At 65.7% G+C, this 26596-nt stretch carries 22 protein-coding genes; 7 read left to right on the forward strand and 15 right to left on the reverse strand.

Annotated elements, in window-relative coordinates; all coding sequences use genetic code 11:
• The first annotated feature begins 13 nt into the window (after window positions 1-13).
• Genes M1D40_RS13885 through M1D40_RS13895 form a run of 3 tightly spaced genes read left to right on the forward strand, consistent with a single transcriptional unit; the run spans window position 14 to window position 2914 of the window.
• Window positions 14-1078: an ABC transporter permease gene (locus M1D40_RS13885; protein WP_461169197.1), complete on the forward strand. Its 1065-nt coding sequence runs from the start codon at window positions 14-16 to the stop codon at window positions 1076-1078.
• Complete coding sequence (locus M1D40_RS13890; RefSeq protein ID WP_341393421.1) at window positions 1071-2159, forward strand: iron chelate uptake ABC transporter family permease subunit; 1089 nt, start codon at window positions 1071-1073, stop codon at window positions 2157-2159. The genes M1D40_RS13885 and M1D40_RS13890 overlap by 8 nt, the downstream gene beginning before the upstream one ends.
• Window positions 2156-2914, forward strand: coding sequence for an iron ABC transporter ATP-binding protein (locus tag M1D40_RS13895; RefSeq protein ID WP_461169198.1), 759 nt, complete (start codon window positions 2156-2158; stop codon window positions 2912-2914). The genes M1D40_RS13890 and M1D40_RS13895 overlap by 4 nt, the downstream gene beginning before the upstream one ends.
• A gap of 102 nt (window positions 2915-3016) precedes the next feature.
• Here M1D40_RS13895 and M1D40_RS13900 read toward each other — a convergent pair whose 3' ends face one another.
• A complete protein-coding gene (locus M1D40_RS13900; protein WP_461169199.1) occupies window positions 3017-3616 on the reverse strand; it encodes a hypothetical protein in 600 nt (199 codons plus the stop codon).
• A gap of 356 nt (window positions 3617-3972) precedes the next feature.
• Window positions 3973-5121 (reverse strand): MalY/PatB family protein, encoded by a 1149-nt coding sequence (locus M1D40_RS13905; RefSeq protein WP_461169200.1) that lies wholly within the window; start codon window positions 5119-5121, stop codon window positions 3973-3975.
• 54 nt (window positions 5122-5175) lie between these two features.
• On the opposite strand from M1D40_RS13905, the gene M1D40_RS13910 reads away from it, so the two are divergent.
• Complete coding sequence (locus M1D40_RS13910) at window positions 5176-6396, forward strand: THUMP-like domain-containing protein (protein WP_461169201.1); 1221 nt, start codon at window positions 5176-5178, stop codon at window positions 6394-6396.
• A 6-nt stretch (window positions 6397-6402) separates the two neighbouring features.
• Here M1D40_RS13910 and M1D40_RS13915 read toward each other — a convergent pair whose 3' ends face one another.
• The gene (locus M1D40_RS13915; RefSeq protein WP_461171066.1) at window positions 6403-7194 is read right to left on the reverse strand and encodes a shikimate 5-dehydrogenase; all 792 of its coding nucleotides are present in this window, start codon (window positions 7192-7194) and stop codon (window positions 6403-6405) included.
• Between the two features lie 173 nt (window positions 7195-7367).
• Between M1D40_RS13915 and M1D40_RS13920 the strand changes: the two genes are divergently transcribed.
• Window positions 7368-8516 carry a glutamate--cysteine ligase gene (locus M1D40_RS13920; RefSeq protein ID WP_341393415.1) on the forward strand — a complete coding sequence of 383 codons (1149 nt, stop codon included), beginning with the start codon at window positions 7368-7370 and terminating at the stop codon, window positions 8514-8516.
• A 137-nt stretch (window positions 8517-8653) separates the two neighbouring features.
• Window positions 8654-10102, forward strand: coding sequence for an HNH endonuclease (locus M1D40_RS13925; protein ID WP_461169202.1), 1449 nt, complete (start codon window positions 8654-8656; stop codon window positions 10100-10102).
• Here M1D40_RS13925 and tsaD read toward each other — a convergent pair.
• The 12 genes from tsaD to glmS all read right to left on the reverse strand — a co-directional run bounded on the left by tsaD (window position 10083) and on the right by glmS (window position 25453).
• Window positions 10083-11150, reverse strand: coding sequence for a tRNA (adenosine(37)-N6)-threonylcarbamoyltransferase complex transferase subunit TsaD (tsaD, locus tag M1D40_RS13930; protein ID WP_341393414.1), 1068 nt, complete (start codon window positions 11148-11150; stop codon window positions 10083-10085). The two genes, M1D40_RS13925 and tsaD, sit on opposite strands and share 20 nt — an antisense overlap.
• The gene (gene rimI, locus M1D40_RS13935) at window positions 11147-11617 is read right to left on the reverse strand and encodes a ribosomal protein S18-alanine N-acetyltransferase (RefSeq protein WP_461169203.1); all 471 of its coding nucleotides are present in this window, start codon (window positions 11615-11617) and stop codon (window positions 11147-11149) included. The genes tsaD and rimI overlap by 4 nt, the downstream gene beginning before the upstream one ends.
• Before the next feature lie 20 nt (window positions 11618-11637).
• Window positions 11638-12306: a tRNA (adenosine(37)-N6)-threonylcarbamoyltransferase complex dimerization subunit type 1 TsaB gene (gene tsaB, locus M1D40_RS13940; protein ID WP_461169204.1), complete on the reverse strand. Its 669-nt coding sequence runs from the start codon at window positions 12304-12306 to the stop codon at window positions 11638-11640.
• A gap of 10 nt (window positions 12307-12316) precedes the next feature.
• Window positions 12317-12913 (reverse strand): tRNA (adenosine(37)-N6)-threonylcarbamoyltransferase complex ATPase subunit type 1 TsaE, encoded by a 597-nt coding sequence (tsaE, locus tag M1D40_RS13945; RefSeq protein ID WP_461169205.1) that lies wholly within the window; start codon window positions 12911-12913, stop codon window positions 12317-12319.
• Entirely contained in the window at window positions 12910-14085 is a 1176-nt protein-coding gene (gene alr, locus M1D40_RS13950) for an alanine racemase (RefSeq protein WP_461169206.1), read from the reverse strand. The genes tsaE and alr overlap by 4 nt, the downstream gene beginning before the upstream one ends.
• Before the next feature lie 90 nt (window positions 14086-14175).
• A complete protein-coding gene (gene mgrA, locus M1D40_RS13955; RefSeq protein WP_341393409.1) occupies window positions 14176-15222 on the reverse strand; it encodes an L-glyceraldehyde 3-phosphate reductase in 1047 nt (348 codons plus the stop codon).
• A 37-nt stretch (window positions 15223-15259) separates the two neighbouring features.
• The gene (gene treZ / locus M1D40_RS13960) at window positions 15260-17005 is read right to left on the reverse strand and encodes a malto-oligosyltrehalose trehalohydrolase (RefSeq protein WP_461169207.1); all 1746 of its coding nucleotides are present in this window, start codon (window positions 17003-17005) and stop codon (window positions 15260-15262) included.
• Window positions 17002-19362 carry a malto-oligosyltrehalose synthase gene (gene treY / locus M1D40_RS13965; protein ID WP_461169208.1) on the reverse strand — a complete coding sequence of 787 codons (2361 nt, stop codon included), beginning with the start codon at window positions 19360-19362 and terminating at the stop codon, window positions 17002-17004. Before treY ends, treZ begins: the two co-directional genes overlap by 4 nt.
• Window positions 19359-21548: a glycogen debranching protein GlgX gene (gene glgX, locus M1D40_RS13970; protein WP_341393406.1), complete on the reverse strand. Its 2190-nt coding sequence runs from the start codon at window positions 21546-21548 to the stop codon at window positions 19359-19361. The genes treY and glgX overlap by 4 nt, the downstream gene beginning before the upstream one ends.
• A gap of 77 nt (window positions 21549-21625) precedes the next feature.
• Entirely contained in the window at window positions 21626-23194 is a 1569-nt protein-coding gene (locus tag M1D40_RS13975) for an NAD(P)H-hydrate epimerase (RefSeq protein WP_461169209.1), read from the reverse strand.
• Between the two features lie 9 nt (window positions 23195-23203).
• Window positions 23204-23554, reverse strand: a complete 351-nt coding sequence (locus tag M1D40_RS13980) for a holo-ACP synthase (protein ID WP_229964905.1) — start codon at window positions 23552-23554, stop codon at window positions 23204-23206.
• 3 nt (window positions 23555-23557) lie between these two features.
• Window positions 23558-25453: a glutamine--fructose-6-phosphate transaminase (isomerizing) gene (gene glmS / locus M1D40_RS13985; protein ID WP_461169210.1), complete on the reverse strand. Its 1896-nt coding sequence runs from the start codon at window positions 25451-25453 to the stop codon at window positions 23558-23560.
• Between the two features lie 123 nt (window positions 25454-25576).
• Here glmS and coaA point away from each other — a divergent pair, with 123 nt between their 5' ends.
• Window positions 25577-26578 carry a type I pantothenate kinase gene (gene coaA, locus M1D40_RS13990; protein WP_341393402.1) on the forward strand — a complete coding sequence of 334 codons (1002 nt, stop codon included), beginning with the start codon at window positions 25577-25579 and terminating at the stop codon, window positions 26576-26578.
• Window positions 26579-26596 lie beyond the last annotated feature (18 nt).

The raw sequence follows: 26596 nt of genomic DNA on the forward strand, positions 1-26596 counted from the left end.
CCGGATTTCTCCTATGAGCGCCACCGCCGCCCGTGTACCGGGCACCGCTTCCGCCCCCGATGCACCGCCGTCTCCCCGGGCCGCTGCCGTCGCTGCCCGACGACGGCGGTTTCCGCGTACCGCGGTCAGCCTGGTCCTGGGCGCAGCAGCGGTCCTGGCACTGGCCCTGGCTAGCATGTTCATCGGGGTCAGCGATGTTTCGCTGCCCCTGCTGCTGGCCGGAGATCCCGGGGCCTGGCAGGTCTTCTGGGTCAGCCGCGTTCCCCGCACCCTGAGCATCATCCTGGCCGGCATGGCCGTCAGCGTTGCCGGCCTGATCATGCAGCTGATGGCGCGCAACAAATTCGTGGAACCGGGCACCATCGGCACCGTGGAATCCGCCTCGCTGGGCATCCTGGTGGTCACCGTCCTGCTTCCGGGTGCCTCCATGATGATGAAGATGTCCACGGCCACGGTCTTCGCAGCCGCCGGAACAGCACTGTTCCTGCTGATCCTGCGCCGCCTGCCGCTGCGCAACACGCTCATTGTCCCCCTGGTGGGCATCATGCTCGGCGGCGTCATCTCCGCCGTCACCACCTTCTTTGCGTACCGCACCGATCTCCTGCAGACCCTGAACAGCTGGATGGTCGGAGATTTCTCCGGTGTCCTGCGGGGCCGCTATGAGCTCCTGTGGATTGTCGGCATCCTCACCGTCATCGGCTACCTCGCCGCAGACCGCTTCACGGTGGCCGGCATGGGATCAGACTTCACCACCAACCTGGGCCTGAACTACAACCGCGTGATGACCCTGGGGCTGGTCATCGTGTCCCTGATCAGCGCCGTCGTCGTGGTCAGCGTGGGATCCATTCCGTTCCTTGGACTGATCGTGCCGAATCTGGTGTCCCTGATGATCGGAGACAACGTCCGCAGGGCCGTGCCCTGGGTGGCCGTGTTCGGCGCCGGCTTTGTCCTGGCCTGCGACATCATCGGCCGCACCATCCGCTATCCGTACGAGATTCCGGTGGGCGTGATTGTCTCCGCCATCGGCAGCGTCCTCTTCCTCTACCTGCTCCTGCGAAAGCGTGCCTCCCGTGGCTAAGCCCGGCCCCATCCCTTCCGGCCCGGCCCCTTCCGGCTCCAGCCATTTCAACGCCGCCGAACCCGGCCTCGAAGCACCGGCCAGCCCGCTTCCGACGGCGCTCGTCTCGCACCGCCGGCGTCCGATCCGTTCGGTTCCGCCCAAGTTCTGGATCATCACGCTGGGAATTGCGGCTGCTGCCCTCGTGGCCGTCTTCATGACCATCGATCTGCGCGGGAACATCGAGTACATCCTGCCCCGCCGCGCCATCAAGGTGGCGTCAATGATCCTGGTGGCCTACGCCGTCGGCGTCTCCACGGTGCTGTTCCAGACCGTGACCTGCAACCGCATCCTCACCCCTTCGATCATGGGTTTTGACGCCCTGTACGTGCTCCTGCAGACCGTACTGGTCTTCGTGATCGGAGGGCAGGCCGTTCTCACCATGTCCGGACCGGCACTGTTCGTCATCGAACTCGTGCTGATGGTGGGCTTCTCGTTCCTGCTGTACCGGTGGCTGTTTACCGGCGGCGGCAAATCCCTGCACCTGATGCTGCTCGTGGGGATCATCTTCGGCACCATGTTCCGGGGATTCTCCTCCCTGCTTCAGCGCCTGATCGATCCCAGCGAGTTCATCATCCTGCAGGACCTCTTTTTTGCTTCCTTCAACAACGTTGACGGCGCCCTGCTGGGTTACTCCGCCGTCGCCGTTGCCGCCGTCAGCATCCTGGCCTGGCGGATGCGCAGCTCCTTCGACGTCCTGGCCCTGGGCCGGGACACCGCCGTCAACCTGGGCGTGGACCACAGGAAAGCCGTGACGGCCACGCTGATCATCTGCTCGGTCCTGGTTGCCGTATCCACCGCCCTTGTGGGGCCCGTGACGTTCTTTGGCCTGCTGGTGGCTTCGCTCGCCTACCAGCTGTGCTCGCATTTCCGGCACACCGCGGTGCTGCCCATCGCCGTCCTGCTCGGAATCATTGCCCTGGTGGGCGGCCAGCTGGTCCTGGAACGGATCTTCGCGTTCGACACCGCCCTGAGCATCGTCATTGAATTTGTCGGCGGCATCGTCTTCCTTATCCTGCTGCTGAGAGGCAACGTCAAATGATCTCCGTAACCGGCGTCTCCAAGTCCTATGCCCATCAACTCGTCGTCGACGGCGTCAGCGCCGACATCAAAGAGGGCGGCATCACCTCGATCATCGGGCCGAACGGGGCGGGGAAATCCACTCTGCTGTCGATCATTTCCCGGCTGCTGCGCATGGACGCCGGCACGGTCAGTGTGGACGGCCTGGACGTTAATGCCACGCCGGGCAAGGAGCTGGCCCGCAAAATGGCCATCCTGCGGCAGGACAACCAGCTGACGGTCCGCCTGACCGTGCGCGACCTGGTGGGCTTTGGCCGGTACCCCCACAACGGCGGCCGCCCCACCATCGAAGACAAGGCCTACATCGACGAGGCCATGGCCTACCTGGACCTCACCGCGCTGGCGGACCGCTTCGTGGACGAACTTTCGGGCGGCCAGCGCCAGCGGGCCTTCATCGCGATGGTGCTGGCCCAGGGCACCGATTACCTGCTGCTGGATGAGCCGCTGAACAACCTGGACATGAAGCACTCGGTGGAAATGATGCGGCTGCTGCGCCGGCTCACGGACGACTTCGGCAAGACCGTGGTGCTGGTCATCCACGACATCAACTTCGCCTCCTGCTACTCCGACGACATCATTGCCATGCGCGATGGACGGCTGATCCATCAGGGACCTCCGGTGCGGATCATGCAGCCTGAGGTACTCCGCGACATTTATGACATTGATATCCGCATCGAAGAGATCGACGGCAACCGGATCGGCGTCTATTTCGCCTGAGCAATAGGGCTGCCCCGGCACGTTCGCGTGCCGGGGCAGACCTATACCTCGTTGTTGCTGAGCTAGTTCGCGCTGCTGAGCTAGTTCGTGCTGCTGAACCGGCTACGGGGCCGGAGGAGGCGTTCCGGGGCCGTTGCCCTGTGGCGTCTGCTGCTGCATCTGCTGCTGCAGATTAATCTGAGCCTGCTGGTTGAGCAGGCTCTTCGTCTGCATGCCCATGGACTCCTCGTGGCGGACCCGTGCATGGTCGGCAAAAAGCCGCGCGTTGATCTCGTCCCGCATGTTTTCCAGCTTGGACTTTTCCAGGATCGAGACGCGGACCGTGCTGACTCCACCGCCGTGGTTCTTGATCTGCAGTGCGGCGCTCATGGCGTTGAGGATCATCGAAATTGCGATAATCAGCATAATGTAGCCGAGAATATTGTCGAGCAGATTCAGCCCTGCGATCAGGAAAATAAGCCCGAAAAGGGCACGGGCAACGGAGAATTTGACCTCCACTCCCACACTGGCCGTTCCGCTCAGCGGATATGCCTCATCTTTGTATCCCAGCGGGATTACCCCAAAGAGTGTATTCGGGCTTTTCGCCACCACTCTCGTATTCGTGACGGCGATTTCTGTTTTCAACCAAAACAGAATTACCGACGGACTGAACTTGGAGATGCTGACGCCCGTTTCTCCGGGCGCGAAGACAATTCCACTCATTTCGTTCCAACCTCTCTAACGGCAGGGAGGCAGGCAGGATCTTGCCGAAGCCCCCCAGCTTCGGATCATTCAAAGGATTCCAGGGCTGCCGTCAGCACAAGAGAGGTGCTGGCAGGAACACAGGCGGACTGCTAACTTTCGGCGTAATGATGAAGAATTTTCTGAAAATTGTGCTTTACAGGTGCAAAACCAATGAAATTCGTTGTCCACGACAGAACCAGTCGAGGGTAACGGTACACGATGTTTTCCCCCAAGCAACCGGTATTTTTCCGATTGTCCAGCAGCAATTATTAGTCAGTTCCCTGATTATTTTCCCGGGCGCTTGCCGGGATTGCCCGAATTGGACGCCCGCAAGGTCACAGGGCTGCTGCAGCTGCCAGCCGGTCCACAGCCTCAGCCAGGACGTCCGGGGAACAGGCGAAGTTCAACCGGGCAAAGCCGCTGCCCTGCCGGCCGAACCGCTGCCCCGGCTCCAGCGCCACCCGTGCCCGCTCCAGCGCCACCGCCGCAGGGTCCTCCCAGCCGAGTCCGCGGAAGTCGAGCCAGGCGAGGTACCCGGCCAGCGGCGGACGGTAAACAACAGCGGGCAGCCTGGCTGCGAGCAGCTCCCCCAGCAGGCTGCGGTTCGCTGCCAGTGACTCCAGGACGCCCCCGAGCCACGGTCCGCCGTCGTTATAGGCGGCCGCTGTTCCGTGCAGCCCCAGAATGGAGGTGCGGGCCGACACTTCCGCCGGCATGGAATCCAGCTGCAGTCTCGTGCGGTCGCTCTGGGCCACCATCACGGCGCACTTGGTGCCGGCAATATTCCAGGCTTTGCTGGCCGCGGTAACGCAGATGCCGTACTCCCGCGCGTTGTCGGAGACGGAAAGGTACGGCGTGAACGCAGCCGCTTCATAGGCCAGCGGGGCATGGATTTCGTCACTGATCACGGCCACGCCGTACTTCACGGACAGATCCGCGACTGCCCGCAGGGACTCAGCCGAATGGACCAGCCCCAGCGGGTTGTGCGGACTGCACAGCAGCAGGGCATCGGCGCCGCGGGCGAAGGCCCGTTCCAGTTGGGGCAGGTCCAGCTTCCACCCCGTCCCGGTGAGCAGCAGGGGCACTTCCACCACCGAGGCGTCGGCTTCAGGCGGCAGCTCAAAAAACGGCGGATAGACCGGCGGCGTGATCACCACGCTGCCGTCCACCGGGACGGTCTGCCGCAGGCATTCAACGATGCCCACGCTGACATCGGTGGTGGTCCGCACATCCGAGGCGGCCACGTCCCAGTCCCAGGTCCGGCCGGCGTATCCCGAAAATGCAGCCGCCACCGGTTCCGGGCCCGCGATGTAGCCCGTATCCGATGCCAGCACCCGGGCGATGATCGCCTGCTGGACCGGCTCGGCCAGCGGATAATCCATTTCGGCCACGAACAGCGGCAGGACATCCGCAGGATAGGTCTGCCATTTGTAGCTGGTCCGGGCGCGCAGTGCTGCCAGCGGCTCGGCGGCGATCTTCGTCATGCCGCCCAACCTACAGCTAACGTGCCCGGCGGCAGAAGAACTAGGCTGGTAGGCATGCCGGATACTTCCCTTGCCCATGTTCTGACGTCCGAAGGCTGGGAACTGCTGAACTCCCTCGGCCCGTATCTGGAGTCCGAGTCCTTCAAGCTCAACACCGACCTGCGCAAAGCCGGACACTCCCCCGAAGTTGTTGCTGCCGTCCTGACGCAGGCGAAGCTGCGCATGAAGGCCCGGGGAAAGTTCGGGCCCTTTGCCGATCACATGGTTTTCACCGCTCCGGGCCTGGAGCAGGCCACCCGCCTGAATGTTGCCGCGCTGCATGCCCGGCGGTTCGTCGAGGCAGGCCTGGAAAAGATCGCCGACCTTGGCTGCGGGATCGGAGCTGATTCCCTGGCGCTGGCCACGCTGGACCGGCAGGTCACCGCCGTCGAACTCGACGAAATCACCGCCGCGGCCGCCACCATCAATCTGATGCCCTGGCCCAATGCCAAGGTGGTTCAGGGAACCGCCGAAGACTTCGACCTCACCGGGTTCGACGGCGTGTGGCTGGATCCGGCGCGGCGGACAACCTCGACTTCCGGGGCGACCCGCATCTTTGATCCGGAGGCCTTCTCCCCGCCGCTGTCCTTCGTTGAGTCGCTTGCTGACGCGGGTCTGCCCGTGGGCGTGAAGATGGGTCCCGGAATACCGCACGAGGCGCTTCCGGAGAACTGCGAGGCGCAGTGGGTGTCAGTGGACGGCGACGTCACCGAGGCAACCCTGTGGTTCAACGCACTGCGCCGCGACGGCGTCCGCCGCGCCGCCCTGGTGATCGGCCCCAACGGCGCCGCCGAGCTGACCTCCGCCCTGGACTACGCCCCCGGCAGCGAGGACGTCGCCGTCGGCTCCGTGGACGCCTACCTGTATGAGCCCGACGGCGCGGTCATCCGCGCAGGTCTGGTGGCCGACGTCGCGCGTTCCCTCGGCGGCCACCTGCTGGATGAACACATTGCCTACATCGGCGCTCCCGAGCTGATGGAAACGCCGTTTGCGCGGGCCTACCGGGTACTGGAAGTCCGCCCGTACAACGTTAAGGCGCTCAAGGCCTGGGTGAAGGCCAATGGCATCGGGGTCCTGGACATCAAGAAGCGCGGTATGTCGGTGACTCCGGAGGAGCTGCGCAAGCAGCTGCTCACGGGCTCCGGAAAGGGCCCGAACAAGGCCACGCTCGTCCTGACCCGGCTCGGCGATGACCGGGTTGCCATTGTGGTGGAACCGGTGGCTCCGTCAGCGTAACCCCGCTCAGGCGCGGGAGAATTCGCTGGCGGCCCGGACCTGTTCCGGGGTCGGCCGGACCCCGGTGTACAGCACAAACTGCTCCTCCGCCTGGATGGCGATGACTTCGGCACCGGTGATCACGCTTTTGCCGGCGGCGCGGGCAGCGGTGACCAGCGGTGTTTCGGCGGGCAGGGCAACGACGTCGAACACCATGCGGGCTGCGGCCACGGCCGCATCATCGAAGGACCGGACCGCCTCATGTTCCCCGGCCATGCCCAGCGGCGTGACGTTGATGATGAGGTCCGCCCGGGCACCCGGGGCCGCTGCCAGCCAGTTGAAGTCGTATCGGTCCGCGAGGGCCCGGCCGGTTCCTTCATTGCGGGCAACGATGGTGACATCCGAGAATCCGGCGTCACTCAGGGCTGCGGCAACGGCCTTCGCCATGCCGCCGGAGCCCTGCAGCAGCACGGACCAGGTGGCCGGGACATGGTTATCGGCCAGGAGCCGGGCGATTGCGAGGTAGTCGGTGTTGTAGGCGGTGAGGACGCCGTCGTCGTTCACTATCGTGTTGACCGAGTCGATGGCCCGGGCCGAGGCATCCATCCGGTCCACCAGCGCTATGACGTCTTCCTTGTACGGCATGGACACGGCGCAGCCGCGGATCGGAAGCCCGCGCACGCCCGCTATTGCCTGGGCGAGGTCGGTCGGAGCAAAAGCCTTGTACACGTAGTTCAGGTCAAGCAGGTCATACAGATAGTTGTGGAAGCGCGTTCCGATATTGGACGGCCGCGCGGCAAGGGAGATGCACAGGGTCATGTCTTTATTCAGGATGGGCACGTTCCCATTATGTCGGTTGCCGGCCGGGGCGGCGAGGAAATGAAGGTGAACGGTTTGCCGCCCCTGCACAGCTAGGATTGAACCGGGTTCTCAAGCGCGATGATGCGGGTCGGGGTTCCTTTTGGACATTACGCATTTAAGCAGGAGACAGTTTGGAAATCGGTTTCGCCCAGTCAGCTCAGTCAACACTCGGCGTTGAATGGGAGCTGGCACTTGTCGATCGGACCACGGGAGAACTCGTGTCCGTGGCCGACGAAGTCCTGCGCGGCGTCAGCGCCGCCCACCCGGGCATCACCGAAGATGACGAGCACCCGCACATCAAGCAGGAGCTGCTCGAGAACACTGTCGAGCTGGTGACTGGCGTCTGCAATACCGTCGCCGAGGCCAAGGCGGATCTGACCCGCTCCCTGAACGCCTTGCGCAAGGTCACCGATCCCATGGGCGTAGAGCTGTTCTGCTCGGGTTCGCATCCGTTCAGCGCTCCGCGGTCCCAGCCGATCACCGACAAGGAACGCTATGCCAAGCTGATTGACCGCACGCAGTGGTGGGGCCAGCAGATGCTGATTTATGGAGTGCACGTCCACGTGGGCCTGGACTCCAGGGAAAAGGCGCTGCCGGTCCTGGACGGGCTGGTCAACTACTTCCCGCACTTCCAGGCACTGTCCGCCTCCTCCCCGTACTGGTCCGGCGAGGACACCGGCTATGCCTCTCAGCGGGCGCTGATGTTCCAGCAGCTGCCGACGGCGGGGCTGCCGTTCCAGTTCGGTTCCTGGGCGGAGTACGAGGCCTATGTCCAGGACATGTTCACGACCGGAGTGATCGATTCCATCAGCGAAATTCGCTGGGACATCCGGCCCGTTCCCAACCTGGGCACCGTGGAAATGCGCGTCTGCGACGGCATGGCCACCATTGAAGACGTCGGAGCCGTTGCAGCTTTGACCCAGTGCCTGGTGGAGGAGTTCTCCACCATCCTGGACAACGGCGGCACCATCCCCACCATGCCGCCGTGGCATGTGCAGGAGAATAAGTGGCGCGCTGCCCGCTACGGGCTGGATGCCATCATCATTCTGGACGCGGCCGGCAACGAGAAGCTGGTCACGGACCATCTCCTCGAGGATGTCCTGCCGCGGCTGGCACCGGTAGCGGAGAAACTGGGCTGCACTGCAGAGCTCGCCGACGTCCGCGCCATCATCGAGCGCGGAGCCGGATACCAGCGGCAGCGGCGCGTTGCAGCAGAAAACGGCGGCGACCTGCGGGCCGTCGTCCAGGACGGCATCCGCCAGCTTCGCGGCGAAGGGTAAGCAGCGGGCTCGAGTGAGCCTGGGGCTGGAGTGAGCCTGCGACTGCAAGCTGACCTGTTGCACCTGAGCCTAAACAGGTATTTCTCCGGTAACGCTTTTCGGTCTTTATGTGGTGTCTGTCACATAAAATAGAACACATGTACGAGCCCCGGAAGGACATTCAGGAGGATGCGAAGGCATCCGAACTTGTCCGCGCCGGCAGCCATGGGGAGCCCGCCGCAGCAGAAAGCGCGCTGCTTGCCGGGCTGATAGATCAGATCCGGGCGCTGGAGGAACTGAAAGCAGCAGCGTCCGCCGCCCAGGCCAGGGCAACGGCTCTCTTTGACGCAGTGACTCGGCAGGCGCAGGCAGCCGCGGGGCTCAAAGCAGACCAGCTCGGCAAGGGCGTCGGCGCCCAGATCGGGTTCGCCCGCCGCGAGTCACCCAACCGCGGGACCCGGATGCTGGGCCTGGCGCGAATCCTCACCGCGGAAATGCCCCATACGCTCCACGCCCTCACGATCGGGGTGATCAGTGAGTGGCGGGCCACGATCCTGGTCCGGGAAACCGCCTGCCTGTCCCTGGCCGACCGGCAGCGTGTTGATGAACTGATGGCCGGGAATCCGGGTGAGGTGGAGCAGCTCGGGGACCGGCAGCTGATCGCGAAGATCAAGACCCTCTCCTATTCAATGGACCCCCATGCAGTCGTGAAACGGGCTGCGCATGCGGTCTCGGAGCGGTTTGTGTCCTGCCGGCCGGCGCCGGACACCATGACGTGGGTGACGGCCCTGCTGCCGGTCGCCCAGGGAGTGGGCGTGTATGCGGCCCTGACGCGGGAAGCGGACAGGCTCCGGGCAACCGGGGATCCCCGGTCGAAGGGCCAGATCATGGCCGACACGTTCGTGGAACGCACCACCGGGCAGGCTCGGGCGGAGGATGTTCGGGTTGAGGTGCAGCTGATCATGACGGACCGGGCCCTGCTGTCCGGATCCGCGGAACCGGCTGTCCTGCCCGGCTACGGAGTGGTTCCGGCGCAGTTCGCCCGGGACCTGGTCCGGAACAGGGCCGGTGCGAATGACGCACCTCCGGACAAGACCGCCAGAACCTGGCTCCGGCGGCTCTACACCGCTCCCGGCAGCAACCAGCTGGTGGGCATGGACTCCAGGGCAAGACTGGTGCCCGAGGGCATGGCCCGGTTCATCGCCGCCCGGGACCAGACCTGCCGGATGCCGTGGTGCGGGGCACCGATCCGGCACTATGACCATGTCCGCCCCGTCCGTGACGGCGGGGCAACCAGTGCCGAGAACCTCCAGGGGCTCTGCGAGGCGTGCAACCAGGCCAAGGAAGCGCCCGGCTGGACCACGCGCACCGTCGACGCCCTCCCTGCCCGGACGGCCGAGACAGCCGTGACAGCCGTGACGTCCGCCGGCAGCGGCTCTAGAGAGAGGGCCGGCCACGGGAGGCACAACGTTGAAACGGTGACGCCCACCGGACACCGCTACACCTCGGCCGCTCCGGAGCCCCCGGGAGCCGGGACGCCGGGATTCCGGGATGCCGGGGCACCGCTAACAGATCCTCCGGGACGTGTTAGAGATGGATGCTGGTGACGGGCATGGACGGATCCGGAGCAAAATCGATGCCGGAAGGCTCGGCACCGGCCATCACCACCTGCGCACCAAGCGCTGCAACCATGGCCCCGTTGTCCGTGCAGAGAGATATGGGCGGCACCCGCAGTGAGATGCCTTTGGCCGCACAGCGCTGTGCTGTCAGCTCCCGGAGCCGGGAGTTGGCAGCCACTCCCCCGCCAAGCAGCAGGTTGGTGATGCCGTGTTCGGTGCAGGCCAGAACGGCCTTGGCTGTGATGACATCCACCACTGCTTCCTGGAAAGACGCAGCTATGTCGGCTACCGGGAGTTCTTCGCCTGCGGCCTCGTACTGCTCCACGCACCGGGCCACGGCAGTCTTGAGCCCGGAGAAGGACCAGTCGTAGCGGTGGGGCCCGGGTTCATCGGCACTGCCCATGTATTTGGACTGGGTCAGGCCGCGGGGAAACCGAATCGCCTTCGGGTTCCCTTCCCGGGCGAGCTTGTCGATGGCAGGACCTCCCGGGTAGCCCAGCCCGAGAATGCGGGCCACCTTGTCGTAGGCTTCACCGGCGGCGTCGTCAATGGTCGAACCCAGCAGCTGAACATCACCGGTCAGGGACTTCACCCGCAGGATCTCGGTGTGACCGCCGGACACAAGCAGCGCTCCCAGGTTCTCCGGCAGGTCGCCGCCGTCAAGCACGCCCACCCCCACATGCGCTACAAGGTGGTTGATTGCGTACAGCGGCTTGCCGGTGGCTACTGCGAGCGCCTTTGCAGCGCACACCCCAACCATCAGGGCGCCGGCCAGCCCCGGACCGGACGTCACGGCAATGGCGTCAACTTCGTCAAGCGTTACCCCGGCTTCATCCAGCGCCTGCCGCAGGGTGGGAACAAAGGCGTCCAGGTGCGCACGGGAGGCAATCTCGGGAATGACGCCGCCAAAGCGGACGTGTTCCTCCATGGAAGAAGACACGGTGTTGGTCAGCAGCTTGCCGCCGCGGACAATGCCGACGCCGGTTTCGTCACAGGAAGATTCGATGCCAAGCACCAGGGGGTCGGTGCGGTTCATTCAGTGTCCTTCGTTGTTGCTCGCGGAGACCCGTTCCAGGCGGAAAGGGGCAGCCGCATAATGAGTGCGTCGGCGCCGTCGCGGTAGTAGCGCCGCCGGACGTGGATCTGCTCGAACCCGAACCAGCGGTAGAGCCGCTGCGCGCGGGGGTTGTCGGCGCGCACTTCCAGCAGTACGTCGTCGGCGCCGCGCTGCTTGGCCTCGTCAATGAGGGTGGCCAGGAGTGCCGACCCGATGCCTGCACCTTCGGCCTCCGGCGCCACGGCGATGGTCTGCACATCGGCAATCGGCAGCACGCACATCAGCCCGGCATAGCCGAGGACACGTCCGCCGGAGCCCTCGGCAACGTAGTAGGAGCGGGTATCGGCCTGGTTCAGCTCGTCGTAGAACATTTGCAGCGGCCAGGCATCCACCGGGAACAGCGCCCGCTCGAGCTCGTCCACGGCGGCTATGTCGTCAAAGCTCATCGGCCGGATCACCGCGCCCGTCACAGTGCGCGCTTCCGGGGGCCGGGAACCTTGGCGTCGGATTCGCGCAGGTAGAGCGGAGTGGTATCCAGCAGCGGAAGCCCGCGGGTCAGGCGCACGACGGCGATGCGGCCCAGAGCGGACGCCGTAGGCTGTGTATCCGTAAACCCGGTGACGCCGTGCAGAACGTCGGGGTAGAGGCCTGCACCCGCACCGTAAACGGGCAGCGCCGGAACCTCTGCCGGGTGGCTGACAAACGGACCGGCCATGAGTTCCGCTGTTCCTCCGGTACTGCGGTAATGGGCCCAGTACACTTCCTTGCGCCGCGCGTCGGTGGCCACGGCAAACTCGTCAATACCCAGCCGCCACGCATCCAAAGCGGCATCCACGGCGATGGCGTCCAGGCTCATGACTCCGTGCACCGGCTTGTTCCAGGCGAACCCGAGGGTGCGGGCCGTGGCTATGCCGGAGCGCAGCCCGGTGAAGGGCCCCGGCCCCACACCCACCACAACGGCGTCCAGGTCGGCGGCGGCAACGCCGGCGGAGTCCATCAGGTTCTTGATGCCCGGAGCCAGCACTTCGGCGTGGGAACGGGTGTCTTCCGTGGCAAAGGCGGCCAGGATCTCCCCTTCCCCGGTCAACAGTGCCGCGCTGGCGATGGCGGAGGTGTCAATGGAGAGAATAAGCACGGTGCCTATTTTACGTCTCCTTTGGCCGGGCCCCATCCGCAGGCTCTTCGGGCCGCAGGTTCGTTCGTTCCCACCGCGGACCGTAGGCGGCCATCCGGATCACCCGCTCCTCATCCGGGTCATCGTCAAAATCGAAGGTGAGGTGGCCGGCATCACGGATTTGGGCGGCATCCGTCCCGGTCGGCCGGACCAGGGTGATCTCCAGCCGGCTTTCGGCGAGGTGCTCAACGAGCCCCCGGCCCCACTCCACCACGGTGACTGAGCTGTCCATCGTGTTTTCGAGGTCGATGTCGTCAATCTCGCCGCTGGAACCGAGCCGGTAGGCATCCACGTGCACCAGATCAGGCCCGTCCGAAAGGCTGGGATGGATGCGGACCAGCACGAAGGTGGGCGAAATGATGCCGGGACGGACTCCCAGCCCGCGCCCCAGGCCCTGGGTGAAGGTCGTTTTCCCGGCTCCCAGCTCGCCGGTCAGCAGGATCAGGTCACCGGCCGCCAGTTCACGGCCGATCCTTTCGGCCGCAGCCTGGGTATCTTCCGGGCCTGTCGTGCGGATCTCGTCCTCCCAGACCGGCAGGCTCGCGCCGTCGTTCTGCGGCGCGCTCATGATTCCGCTCCCTCGGCTGCCTCGGAGTCCGTGTATTTGCGCTCCACCCGCGAACTGATGCGGGTGATGACTTCATAGTTGATGCTGCCGCAGGCGTCCGCCCACTCATCCACGGAGGGCATTCCGATGCCGCCGAACAGCACCGCTTCCCGGCCCACCAGGTCCTTTCCGGTGCCCGCGATGCCGGTGGTTTTGAGATCAATGACCATCTGGTCCATCGCGATGCGGCCAACCACAGGGTAAACAGTTCCATCCACCCAGACGGGACCGCCGGTACCCACGCGGGGAACGCCGTCGGCGTAGCCCAGGGGTACCAGTGCCAGCGTGGTGGCCTCCGACGTGGAGTAGCGCAGCCCGTAGGACACACCCTGGCCGGCGGGGACCTCCTTGCAGTTGGCGACGGTGGTCTTGAGGGTCATGGCCGGGCGCAGGCCCAGTTCAGCCGGAGACTGCCCCGGGAACGGGGAAAGGCCGTAAAGTCCCAGTCCCACCCGCACCATGTCGAAGTGGGCGTCGGGGCGGGACAGCGCTGCCGGCGTATTGGCAATGTGCCTCACCTCGTGGTCCACTCCGGCGTCCTCGGCGACGGCGACGGCGGAGCGGAACCGTTCAAGCTGGTCATCGGTTTCGGTGCGGTCCGGTTCATCGGCTACGGAGAAGTGGGAGAAGATCCCGACGACGCGCAGGAGTCCTTCTTCCTGGTAGGCCAGGGCACGGCCGACGAAGGCTTCCCACTGGTCGGGCGGGCATCCGTTCCGGCCGAGGCCGGTGTCGATCTTCAGGTGCACGCGGGCCGGGATCTGGAGTTCCCGGGCGGCCGCCACGACGTTTTCCAGTTCCCAGCCTGACAGGCCAAGGTCGACGTTCGCTGCAACTGCCGCGCTGAAGGGGCTGTCCACGGTGTGCAGCCAGGCCAGGACCGGAGCGGAGATGCCGGCGCCGCGCAGGGCCAGTGCCTCGGAGATATGCGCGACGCCGAGCCAGGAGGCGCCGGCTTCCAAGGCAGTGCGTGCCACCTGCTCGGCACCGTGGCCGTAGGCATCGGCTTTGACGACTGCCATCACCCGGGCCGGGCTCACCAGCCGGACGAGGTGACGGACGTTGTGCCGCACGGCGGCCAAATCTATGAGTGCTTGGCGTTCGGCGGCGGGAGGAGCTTGTTGGTCATTCACACTGACCATTCTTTCACTCACGGGACTTGCCCGGTGATTCGCCCACCTGCTGCGGCCGCAACCGGAGGAAACCGGTTGCGGCCGGGTCCGTCAGGCCTTAAGCGCCGAAGCCCACAGGTTGATGTCGGAATCGACGGCAAAGGTGTCGATGGCTTCCAGTTCCTCGGAGCTGAACTCCAGGTTGGTTACCGCTGCCAGGCTGTCTTCGAGCTGCTTCACGCTCGACGCGCCCACCAGTGCCGACGTGATGGCTCCGCCCCCGGCCTGCGGGCGCAGCACCCAGGCGATGGCCATCTGCGCAAGGCTCTGGCCGCGGGACTGGGCCAGTTCGTTCAGTCCCCGCACCCGCCGGAGGTTGTCCTCGGACAGCTGGGACTGTTCCAGGGACTTTCCGGCTGCGGCCCGGGAGTCTTCCGGAATGCCGTTGAGATACTTGCTGGTGAGCAGGCCCTGGGCCAGCGGGGAGAAGGCAATCGAACCGGCTCCGGCCTCGTCCAGTGCAGCGAACAGGTTCGGATCCCCCTGCTCGACCCAGCGGTTCAGCATGGAATAGGAGGGCTGGTGGATCAGCAGCGGAGTGCCCATCTCACGCAGGATGCGGGCCGCCTCAAGCGTCTTTTCCGGCGAGTACGAGGAAATACCGGCGTAGAGGGCGCGGCCGGAACGTACGGCTGTGTCCAGGGCGCCCATGGTCTCTTCCAGCGGAGTCTCGGGATCGGGACGGTGGCTGTAGAAGATATCCACATAGTCCAGGCCCATGCGTTCCAGAGACTGGTCCAGGCTAGCCAGCAGGTACTTGCGGGATCCCCAGTTTCCGTAAGGACCGGGCCACATGTCGTAGCCGGCCTTGGAGGAGATGACGAGTTCGTCCCGGTAGGGCCGGAAATCGTCCTTGAAGTGGCGGCCAAAGTTGGTTTCCGCTGAGCCGTAGGGCGGGCCGTAGTTGTTCGCGAGGTCGAAGTGGGTGACGCCCAGGTCGAAGGCGCGGCGGAGGATGGCGCGCTGGGTCTCGAAATTCTTGTCGTCGCCGAAGTTGTGCCACAGGCCGAGCGACACGGCGGGCAGGTGCAGCCCGCTGCGGCCGACACGGCGGTAGGGCATGGAATCGTAGCGGTTGTCCGCGGCAATGTATGTCATGGGTTACATCTTGCCACTGCCGCGGACAACGCGCCGCCTATCCTGCTGCCAGGACGGCTGCCCCGTAAGCGGGCAGCTGGAGGGCATCGCCGTAGAGTTCGGCCGGGGCTGTTTCCAGCAGTACCTTGGAGCTGCCGTTGAAGGGAACCGGCACTTCCCGGGGCGCGTCGGCAAAGTTCAGTGCCACGGCGGTGTCCCCGCGGTGCAGGACAAGCCAGCGCCCCACCTCATCGAAGTCCACGTTCACGCTGCGCAGGTCCTGGTCGGTCAGATCGGGACGGTCCGCCCGCAGCTGCAGGAGCCTGCGGTACAGATCAAGCAGCTTGGCATGCCCGTCCTGATCCACCTCGGACCAGTCCAGCTTTGAGTTCGCGAACGTCGCGGGATCCTGCGGGTTGGGCACCGTCGCCGGATCCCAGCCCATCCGTTCAAACTCCCGCAGCCTGCCCTCCGCCGTCGCCTTGCCCAGCTCCGGTTCGGGGTGGGAAGTGAAGAACTGCCAAGGGGTGGAGGCCCCGAATTCCTCGCCCATGAAAATCATGGGCGTAAACGGCACGGTGAGGTTCAGTACGGCCCCCAGCGCCAAGCGGGGATAGTCCAGGGAAGCACTGAGCCGGTCCCCCGCCGCACGGTTCCCGATCTGGTCGTGGTTTTGGATGCAGGTCACCAGCTGGCGGGCTTCCACGACCTCCTTGTTGATCGGACGGCCGTGCGTGCGGCCCCGGAAGGAGGAGAAGGAACCGTCGTGGAAGAAACCGTCCTTCAGCACCTTGGCCAGGGCTGCCAGGGAATCGAAGTCCTCGTAGTAGCCGCCGTTTTCACCGGTGAGGTTCGTGTGTGCCGCGTGGTGGAAGTCATCGGACCACTGGCCGCTGAGACCGTAGCCGTTCAGCTCCCGAGGAGTTATCAGGCGCGGGTCATTGAGATCGGACTCCGCGACAAGGAACAGCGGCTTGCCCAGTTCCTGTGCGCAGTTCTCGGTTTCAACGGCCATTTCCTCCAGGATATGGACCGCCCGCTCGTCATGCAGCGCATGGACCGCGTCCAGCCGCAGTCCATCGACGTGGAAGTCGCGGAACCACATCAGGACGTTGTCCAGGATGTACCGGCGGACGACGTCGGACAGCGGGCCGTCCAGGTTCAGCGAGTCACCCCAGGTGTTGCCCTTTCCCTCGGAGAGGTAGGGACCAAACATGGGAAGGTAGTTTCCGCTGGGTCCGAGGTGGTTGTACACCACATCCTGGATGACTCCGAGCCCGGCCTGGTGCGCTGCGTCCACGAACCGCTGGTAGCCCTCCGGGCCCCCGTAGGTTTCCTGCACGGCGTACCACAGCACGCCGTCGTACCCCCAGTTGTGCGTTCCGTTGAACGCGTTCACCGGAAGCAGCTCCACGTAGCGGACGCCGAGGTCCACGAGGTAGTCCAGCTTGCCGATCGCGGCGTCAAACGTTCCCTCCGGCGTGAAGGTGCCGATGTGCAGCTCGTAGATCGCACCGCCGTCGAGGCCCGGGGACACCCAGTCCCCGTCGTGCCACTCATGGAGCCCTGGGTCGAAAGTGCGCGAGAGCGCATGGACGCCGTCGGGCTGCCGGCGGGAGCGGGGATCCGGTACCGGGGTATCGGCGTCGTCGATGAGGTAGCCGTAGTCGATGTCTCCGGGCAGCTCTGCGTGCTGGACGTGCCACCAGCCATTGTCCCCCCGGCTCATCGACAGCTTTCTGCCGTCGGCCAGGAGGGTCATGGTGTTGGCTTTGGGCGCCCACACATCGAAATCGGTCTTCATTCGCCGTCCTTCCGTACCAGCAGCACCGCCGGATAGATGCCAAACAGATCTGCAGCCGGCACGGTGCCGCTGCTTTCGTGGGTCCGCCCGGTCATCGCGTCCGAGTAGGTCCCCTGCGGCAGGACGACGGCGGTGTCCCGCCATCCGCCCGAGCGCTGGAGTCCCAGCGGCAGCCGCGTCACGAGAGTCACGGCGCCGCCGCGGTCAAAACCGAAAACGTGCTGCGCAGCGGGACCGGTTGCCGGGACCGGCAGGTAGTCCGTGAACAGCTCGGGACGGGACCGTTTGAGCCGCAGGGCGCGCGAAACCAGCAGCAGCTTGGCCGCCGCGTCCTCGTCAATCTTCGGAGCATCACCGGCGGGGGTGCTGCCGGTCTCCGTGAAGGACGCCAGCACCTCGCGGCGGCGGCTGAAATCCACGTCCCGGCGGTTGTCCGGGTCCACCAGGGAACGGTCCCAGAACTCGGTTCCCTGATAAACGTCCGGTACGCCGGGCATGGTCAGCTGCAGGAGCTTCGCCGAGAGGGAGTTCGAATATCCTGCGGCACGGATGCGCTCCACCAGGGAGGTCACCAGCGAGTTCACTGCCGGGTCATCGAAGGCCGCGTCAACCGCTGCATGCATCCGGGCCTCGAACTCGGCGTTCGGAGCGGTCCAGGTGGTGCTGGCAGATGCTTCCCGCGATGCTTTCTCCGCGTAGGCATGGGCCCGTTCCCGGCTCAGCGGCCAGGCTCCGACAATGGCCTGCCACAGCAGGTTCTCCATGGCCGGATCCCCCATCGGCGCCAGCGAGGAAAGCTGTGTGAAGGCCTCCCGCCACTCGTCCGGGATTTCCGAGAGGACGGAAATCCGGGCGCGGGTGTCTTCGCTGCGCTTGGTGTCGTGGGTGGTCAGGGCTGTCATGGCGGCAGGCTGCTCCTGCTGACGGCGGACAAGCCGGGTGTGAAGTTCAAACGGTTCCACGGCAAAGTGCGCCGGGTCCGCCCCAACTTCGTTCAGCGATGTCAGCCGGGAGTACCGGTAAAACGCGGTGTCTTCCACGCCCTTGGCCATCACCATGCCGGACGTCTGCTGGAACCTGGTGGCCAGCTCGCCCAGGCCGCCGCGGTCAACCCCGCCGGCGCTGCCGGCCTGCGCAGTGAGCAGAGGGTTCAGCAGCGGGTGCAGGGCATCAAGCGCGCCGGCCAGGTCCGGGCGCCGGACCTTCGCCGCGATCACGGCGTCGGCCAGGTATTCCGCTCCCTCCGGGAGGTAGCTGCGGTACACCGGGAAGCAGGCGAGCAGTTCGGCCAGGGCGTCCGCAGCGGTCTGCGCGTCCAGGCCGCTGTCGCCGGGAAGGAGCCGGACCAGCCGCTGCACTTCCGAATGGAGCAGCTGATCGGCGATGTTCCGCTTGGTGCCGTGGATCATGTGGCCAAACGGCTCCGTGGGCACCAGATCGGTGAGCGGCTTCATTCCGGCCGGATCGACGAAGAGCCGGTCGATGTCGGCGAGCGCGTCATACCCGGTGGTGCCTTCGGTTTCCCAGTCCGCGGGGAGCTTCTCCCCCGGTTCCAGGATTTTCTCCACCAGGATGTACGCGCCCCGGGTCAGTTCGCGCAGCCGGGCCAGGTACCCCTTGGGATCGGCCAGTCCGTCAGGATGGTCAATCCGCAGCCCGTCCACGAGCCCTTCATCGAACCAGCGCTTGATCTCAGCGTGTGATTCGTCGAAGACCCACGGCTCCTCAACGCGGAGGCCGGCGAGGGTATTGACGCCGAAAAAGCGCCGGTAGTTCAACTCGTTGTCAGCGCGCCGCCAGTTCACCAGCTCATAGTGCTGGCGGGCGTGGACGTCCTGCGCGGAGTCGCCGTCGCCGGCTGTGCCTTGGGCCACCGGGAAGCGGTGGTCGTAGTAGTGCAGCTCGCCCCCGGCCAGCTTCAGCTCGGCAAGCTCGTTGTCCCCGTCTCCCAGGACCGGCAGGCGGAGCTTGCCGTTGGCGGCGTCCCAGTCGATGTCGAACGCTTCGGCATACCGCGATTCCCGGCCCTGCGCCAGGACTGACCACCACCACGGATTGGAATGCGGCGTCGCGATGCCCATGTGGTTGGGCACAATGTCCACCAGCACTCCCATGCCGGCGGCGTGCGCGGCGTCGGAGAGGGCTTTGAGCCCCTCGGGGCCGCCGCGGGCCGGGTCCACGGTGGAGGGGTCGACGACGTCGTAGCCGTGGTCGGACCCCTCCTCCGCGGTGAGGATGGGTGAGAGATACACCCAGTCCACCCCCAGGTCCGCCAGGTACGGAACGAGGTCCGCGGCGTCAAAGAGGGTGAAGGACGGGCGGATCTGCAGCCGGTACGTGGAGCGGGGCGTCCTCATCCCCCAACCTCCGGGCTCTGGGCCTTGGACCCGGCCATAGCGGCGAGGGAAGCGGCCACTGAGTGGTCGTGCTCCTCTTCCTCCTCATGGGCGCGCAGCACCACCATGGACTTGGCAGCCACGGTGATCTGGCCGTCAGCGGGAATGGGCGCTGAGTCGGCGTACTCCCCGGCAGTATCGATGACCTCGTCCCACATCGGCGCGTATTCCTTCGACGGAATCGTCACCTTGACGGACTCGTCGTGGGCGTTGAAGTAGAGCAGGAAGTTCAGGTCGGTGATGCGCTGTCCGCGCGCGTCCTTGCCGGAAATGCCCTGGCCGTTCAGGAAAACGCCCAGCGAGCGGCTGACCGGTGTATCCCAGTCGTCCGGGGTCATCGGCGTGCCGTCCTCGGTCAGCCAGACGATGTCGGGCAGCGCCTCGCCCTCGCCCCGGCGCACCGGGCGGCCGTCAAAGAAACGGCGGCGGCGGAAGGTGGGGTGTTCGGCCCGCAGCGTGTTCACCGCTGCGGTGAATTCCATCAGCGGCGCATCCATGTGCTCCCAGTTGATCCAGCTGATTTCGGAGTCCTGGGCATAGGTGTTGTTGTTGCCCTGCTGGGTGCGGCCCAGTTCGTCGCCGTGGGCGATCATCGGCACGCCCTGCGAGAGCAGCAGGGTGGCCAGGAAGTTCCGCTGCTGCCGGGCGCGAAGCGAGAGCACCGTCGGGTCGTCCGTGGGGCCCTCCACTCCGCAGTTCCAGGAACGGTTGTGGGATTCGCCGTCGTTGTTGTCTTCGCCGTTGGCTTCGTTGTGCTTCTCGTTGTAGGACACCAGGTCATGCAGCGTGAAGCCGTCATGGGCGGTGACAAAGTTGATCGAGGCCACCGGCCGGCGGGCCGAGGACTCGTACAGGTCTGCCGATCCCGTGATGCGGGAGGCGAACTCGCCCAGGGTGGAGGGCTCTCCGCGCCAGAAGTCGCGCACCGTGTCGCGGTACTTGCCGTTCCATTCGGTCCACTGCGGCGGGAAATTGCCCACCTGGTAGCCGCCCGGGCCAATGTCCCAGGGCTCGGCGATCAGTTTGACCTGGGAGACTACGGGGTCCTGCTGCACCAGTTCGAAGAAGGTGGAGAGCCGGTCGACGTCGTAGAACTCGCGGGCCAGCGTGGAGGCGAGGTCAAACCGGAACCCGTCCACGTGCATTTCGGTGACCCAGTAGCGCAGCGAGTCCATCAGCAGCTGCAGCGAGTGCGGGTTTCCCACGTTCAGTGAGTTTCCGGTACCCGTGTAGTCCATGTAGTACCGCTTGTCGTCATCCATCAGCCGGTAGTAGGCCTGGTTGTCGATGCCGCGGAAGGAAAGCGTTGGGCCCAGGTGGTTGCCTTCGGCCGTGTGGTTGTAGACCACGTCGAGGATCACTTCGATCCCGGCCAGGTGCAGCGCGCGCACCATGGCTTTGAACTCCTGGACCTGCTGGCCCTCGTCACCGGTGGCGCTGTAGGTGTTCTGGGGCGCGAAGAAGCCAATGGTGTTGTAGCCCCAGTAGTTGGAAAGCCCCTTGTCCTGAAGCGTGGAGTCGTTGACGAACTGGTGCACCGGCATCAGCTCGATGGCGGTGATCCCCAGCTTTTGCAGGTGAGCAATCACGGCGGGGTGGGCAACGCCGGCGTAGGTGCCGCGCTGTTCCTCGGGGATTTCCGGGTGCAGCTGCGTCAGGCCCTTGACGTGGGCCTCGTAAATAACGGAGCGGTGGTAGGGAATCTTGGGCTTGCGGTCGCCGTCCCAGTCGAAGAAGGGGTTGATGACAACGCCCATCATCATGTGCGACGCGGAATCCTCGTCATTGCGCGAGTTCTCGTCGCCGAAGTTGTAGCCAAACAGCGACTGGTCCCAGTCGATTTCGCCGGCCACGGCCTTGGCATAGGGATCCAGCAGGAGCTTGTTCGGATTGCAGCGGTTGCCGTTCTCCGGATCGTACGGGCCGTCCACCCGGTACCCGTACTTCTGTCCGGGCTGGACGTGGGGCAGATAGCAGTGCCAGACGTAGCCGTCCACCTCGGTCAGGCGGACACACTCTTCGGCGCCGTCGTCGTCAAACAGGCACAGCGTGACCGAATCGGCCACCTCGCTGTACAGCGCAAAATTGGTGCCGTTTCCGTCGTAGGTCGCGCCCAGCGGATAGGCATCTCCCGGCCAAACTTCCATGTAGAGCTCCTGACTAGTCCAGATGACAACAAAGAATAGTATGTCTACTTACTTTCTACCGCAGACTGCGCCCAGCATTAAACGGCCCGTTTTACTACTTTTCCTTCCACACGCGCCCGCGGGCGTTCCGGCGCCGTTTCCGAGGGGGCATTAAGGCGTGCGACGACGGTGCGGACGGCGGCCGGCAGCGCGGAGGGTTCCACCGGCCCTGCAGCGGCGGCCAGGGTGCCGGCCCGGCCGTGAATGCTCGCGGCAGCGGCGGCCAGGGCCGCATAGTGTCCCGGCGGGGGCGCGGGATTCCCGTCCCTGCCGTACCGGTCCGTTGCGAGCAGCGACCCGAGGATGCCGGACAGCGTATCGCCGCTGCCGGCTGCGGCCAGCCACGGCGTTGCCTCCGCCTGGCTGAACGTTTCGCCGGTGGGCGCGGCGGTAATGGTCGCCCAGCCCTTGAGCAGGACGGTAGCTCCCGTCAATCCGGCGGCGCGGCGGGCATAGTGCAGCGGATCCGCCTCGACCTGCTCCCGGGTGGCGGTTTCGCCGAGCCGGTTCAGGAGGGCAGTCAGCTCGCCGGCGTGCGGAGTAAGGATTATCTGGGGCCCCAGGCCCGGCTGTGCGTAGCCCACGGCATCGGCGTCGACGACGGCGGGAAGCCCCGAAGCCATGGCGTCCAGGGCGCGCCGGCGCTGGTCTTCGTCCGGTCCGGCTCCCGGACCGGTGAGCCAGGCCTGCACGTGGGTGTCCGGAACGGCACCGGCCGCGCAGACCGCTTCGGGATGTGCGGCGTTGATCAGCCGGCAGACTGTCTCGGGGCCCAGATAGCGGACCATGCCGACGCCGGCGGCCAGCGCTGCCCCGGTGGCCAGGACGGCGGCACCGGGATAGGTGGCCGAACCGGCGGCGATGCCGAGCACGCCGCGGGTGTATTTGTGGTCCGTCTTCTCCGGAGCGGACAGCAGACCGGCTATATCTGCGGTTTCCAGCCGGCGCACGTCAGGAGGGGACGGAAACGGCAGGCCGATGTCCACGGATTCAATCCGCCCGGCGGACGCAGCCCCCGGACCGGCCAGCAGGCCGGTCTTGACGGCTCCGAAGGTGACGGTAAGGTCCGCCGCGAGATGGACGCCGCCTGCTTCCCCGGTGTCTGCGTCCACTCCGCTGGGCAGGTCGCAGGCAATGATCAGCGGTGAAGCCTCCGGCGGAAGCTGCTGCACCAGTGCTGCTGCGTCCCCCCGCAGCCCGCCCCTGCCGCCGGTTCCGAGAATGCCGTCAATCAGCAGGTCCGCTGCCGTGCAGGCAGCCGCGGCCGGGCCGAGCCCGGCGGACAGCTGCACCGTGCGGCCGCCCTGCCGCCGGAATTCGGCGAGGGCTTCGGGATGTGCCGCGGGCGCTGTCAGGACCGCTGTGATGCCCGCGCCGCGCCGTGCCAGCCGGGCGGCAGCGTACAGGGCGTCGCCGCCGTTGTTCCCGGCGCCGGCAAGTACCGTCACTCTGGACCCGTACAGGGAACCCCGGGCCGCCAGCAGTTCACGGACGCAGGCGGCGTACAGTCCGTACGCGGCCCGCTGCATCAGAGCAGGACCTTGGCCGGCGTCGAGCAACGGCTTTTCCGCGGCCCGCACAGCGGTGCCCGAGTACGCACTGATCATGTGTCCAGATTAGCCCTCGGCTACCACCATGGCAGTGGCGACATCGCCGTCATGGCTGAGTGAGAGGTGCCAGGTGCGGACGCCCTTGGCTTCGGCAGCCGCTGCCACCGTGCCCCGCACGCTGACGCTGGGAGCCCCCGCGGCGTCGAGATCCACCTGGCAGTCCTGCCAGTTCATGCCGGCCGGGGCGCCGAGCGCCTTGGCAACAGCTTCCTTGGCGGCAAACCGTGCCGCCAGGGAACGCAGGTTAAGCTCCCGTTCGGCCGGAACAAACAGCCGGGCCCGCAGGCCCGGCGTCCGTTCCAGCTGGCGTCCGAACCGCGGTACGTCCACCACGTCGACGCCGATGCCGATGATCACCGCTTATTCCACCGTGACTGACTTGGCCAGGTTGCGCGGCTGGTCGACGTCGAAACCCTTGGCGGTGGCCAGGGCGCAGGCGAAGATCTGCAGCGGAACCGTGGTCAGCAGCGGCGCCAGCAGGGTGGGGGTTTCCGGCACGTAGAAGACGTGCTCGGCGTAGGCCTTCACGGCGTCGTCGCCCTCTTCGGCAATAACGATGGTCTTGGCGCCGCGGGCACGGATCTCCTGGATGTTGGAGACCACCTTGGCGTGCAGCGAATCCCGGCCGCGCGGTGAGGGGACCACCACGAAGACGGGCTGGCCCTCTTCGATGAGCGCAATCGGTCCGTGCTTGAGCTCGCCGGCGGCGAAGCCTTCGGCGTGGATGTAGGCCAGTTCCTTCAGCTTCAGGGCACCTTCCATGGCCACCGGGAAGCCGACGTGGCGGCCGAGGAAGAGGACGGACTTGGCATCGGCCATCAGCTCGGCCAGTTCCTTGATCTGCCCGGAGTTATCCAGGACCTGCTGGATCTTGGCGGGAACCTTCGCGAGGTCCGTCAGCAGGTCCTTGATCTCGCCCTGGAACTTGTCGCCGCGCAGCTGGGCCAGGTAGAGGCCGAGCAGGTAGGCGGCGGTGATCTGTGCCAGGAAGGCCTTCGTGGAGGCCACGGCAATCTCAGGACCGGCATGCGTGTAAAGCACGGCGTCGGACTCGCGCGGGATGGTGGAGCCGTTGGTGTTGCAGATCGCCAGCACCTTGGCGCCCTGCTCCTTCGCGTAGCGGACGGCCATGAGCGTGTCCATGGTCTCGCCCGACTGGGAGATGGCGACGATCAGCGTGTTGCCGTCCACAATCGGGTCGCGGTAACGGAACTCGTGGCTGAGCTCCACCTCAACCGGGATCCGGCACCAGTGCTCAATGGCGTACTTGGCGACCTGGCCGGCGTAGGCGGAAGTGCCGCAGGCCAGGACCATGATCTTGTTGATCGACTTCAGGTCTTCCGGGTCGATGCGCAGCTCGTCCAGGGTCAGGCGGCCCTCAATGTCGGAGCGCCCCAGCAGGGTGTCGCCCACGGCCTGCGGCTGGTCGTTGATTTCCTTCTCCATGAAGGAGGGATAACCACCCTTTTCCGCGGCGGCAGCGTCCCAATCGACCTTGAACTCCGTACCCTCGGCAGGGTTGCCGTAGAAGTCGGTGATCTCGACGAGCTCCGGGGTGATCGTGACGATCTGGTCCTGGCCCAGTTCAACGGCCCGGCGGGTGAAGTCGATGAACCCGGAGACATCGGAGCCCAGGAAGTTCTCTCCGTCGCCCAGGCCAACCACGAGCGGGGAGTTGCGGCGTGCGGCCACAACGACGTCGGGTGAATCGGCGTGGATGGCCAGGAGGGTAAACGCACCTTCAAGCCGGCGGCAGGCCAGCTGCATGGACAGGGCCAGGTCTCCCCCGCCTTCGCCGCGGTAGACCGAAGCCAGCAGGGCGGCGGCAACCTCGGTGTCCGTTTCCGAGATGAACTCGGCGCCGGCGGCGAGCAGCTCGGCCTTAAGCTCTGCAAAGTTCTCGATGATCCCGTTGTGGATCAGGGCCAGGCGGCCCTCATCGGCCAGATGCGGGTGGGCGTTCTCGTCCGTGGGCCCGCCGTGGGTCGCCCAGCGGGTGTGGCCGATTCCGGTGGTTGCTTCCGGCAGCGGGGCTGCAGCCAGTTCGGCCGTCAGGTTGGCCAGCTTGCCCGACTTCTTGCGGGAGTCAATGCCGGCTTCGGTCAGCACGGCCACGCCGGCCGAGTCGTACCCGCGGTATTCCAGCCTGCGCAGGCCCTCCATGACGACGTCGAGCGCCCCATGGTCATGATTCTTGAGCTCCCCTGCGGCGGCGGCACTGGGGCGGCGACCGGCATATCCAACGATTCCACACATACGGCTAAGACTACCGGCAGGAGCACGTACATCGCCAAAGCACGCCGCGGCGCCCAACACCCCGGATTCAGGGCTGTGACACGGCCGTTTTGGATTGACTGCGCGGCAGGGCAGAATCGTAAAGTGACAGACCGTACATCAAAGGCAGCCCCTAATCCAGCCAAGGCCTCCTCCGGGAACGCAACGGACAGCGGGTTTTCGCCGTTTGTCGAGCTGGACCGGCAGACCTGGTCCCGGCTTTCCAACGAAATCCGGTCGCCCCTGAACCAGGACGACATCCTGCGGCTTCGGGGCCTGGGCGAGAAGCTGAACCTGGACGAGGTACGGGAGGTTTACCTTCCGCTGTCACGCCTGCTGAATCTCTACGTTGCCGCGGCCGGGCGGCTGCACAGTGCCACCACCACCTTCCTCGGCGAGAAAACCACCCGGACACCGTTCGTGATCGGGGTGGCCGGTTCGGTCGCCGTGGGGAAGTCGACGACGGCGCGCGTGCTGCGGGAGATGCTGCGCCGCTGGCCGGAAACGCCGAATGTGGAACTGATTACCACCGACGGTTTCCTCTACCCCAATGCCGAGCTCAAGAGGCGGGGACTGATGGACCGCAAGGGATTCCCCGAGTCCTATGACCGGCGTGCCCTGCTGCGCTTTGTCAGCGCCGTCAAGAGCGGAGCAGAGGAAGTGCGGGCCCCGCGCTACTCGCATCTCACCTACGACATCGTGCCCCATGAGGAGATTGTCGTCCGCCGCCCCGACGTGCTGATCGTCGAGGGACTCAATGTCCTCGCCCCTGCCCGCACCCGGGCCGACGGCCGGGCAGGCCTCGCACTGAGCGATTTCTTCGACTTCTCCATCTATGTGGATGCCCGGACCTCCTACATCGAGGAATGGTACGTCCAGCGGTTCATGTCACTGCGCGGCGGAGCCTTCGCTGATCCGGAATCCTATTTCCACCGCTACGCCGGGCTGACGGACGAAGAAGCCCGGGCAACGGCGCTGGACATCTGGAAGCGCATCAATGAACCAAACCTCGTCACCAACGTCCTGCCCACACGCGGCCGCGCCCAGCTGGTGCTGACCAAGGACGCGGACCATTCAGTGACCCGGATGCTGCTGCGCAAGACGTAGGACTGCGGCGCGGGCTCC

It is taken from the genome of Arthrobacter sp. Z1-15, from assembly GCF_054792395.1.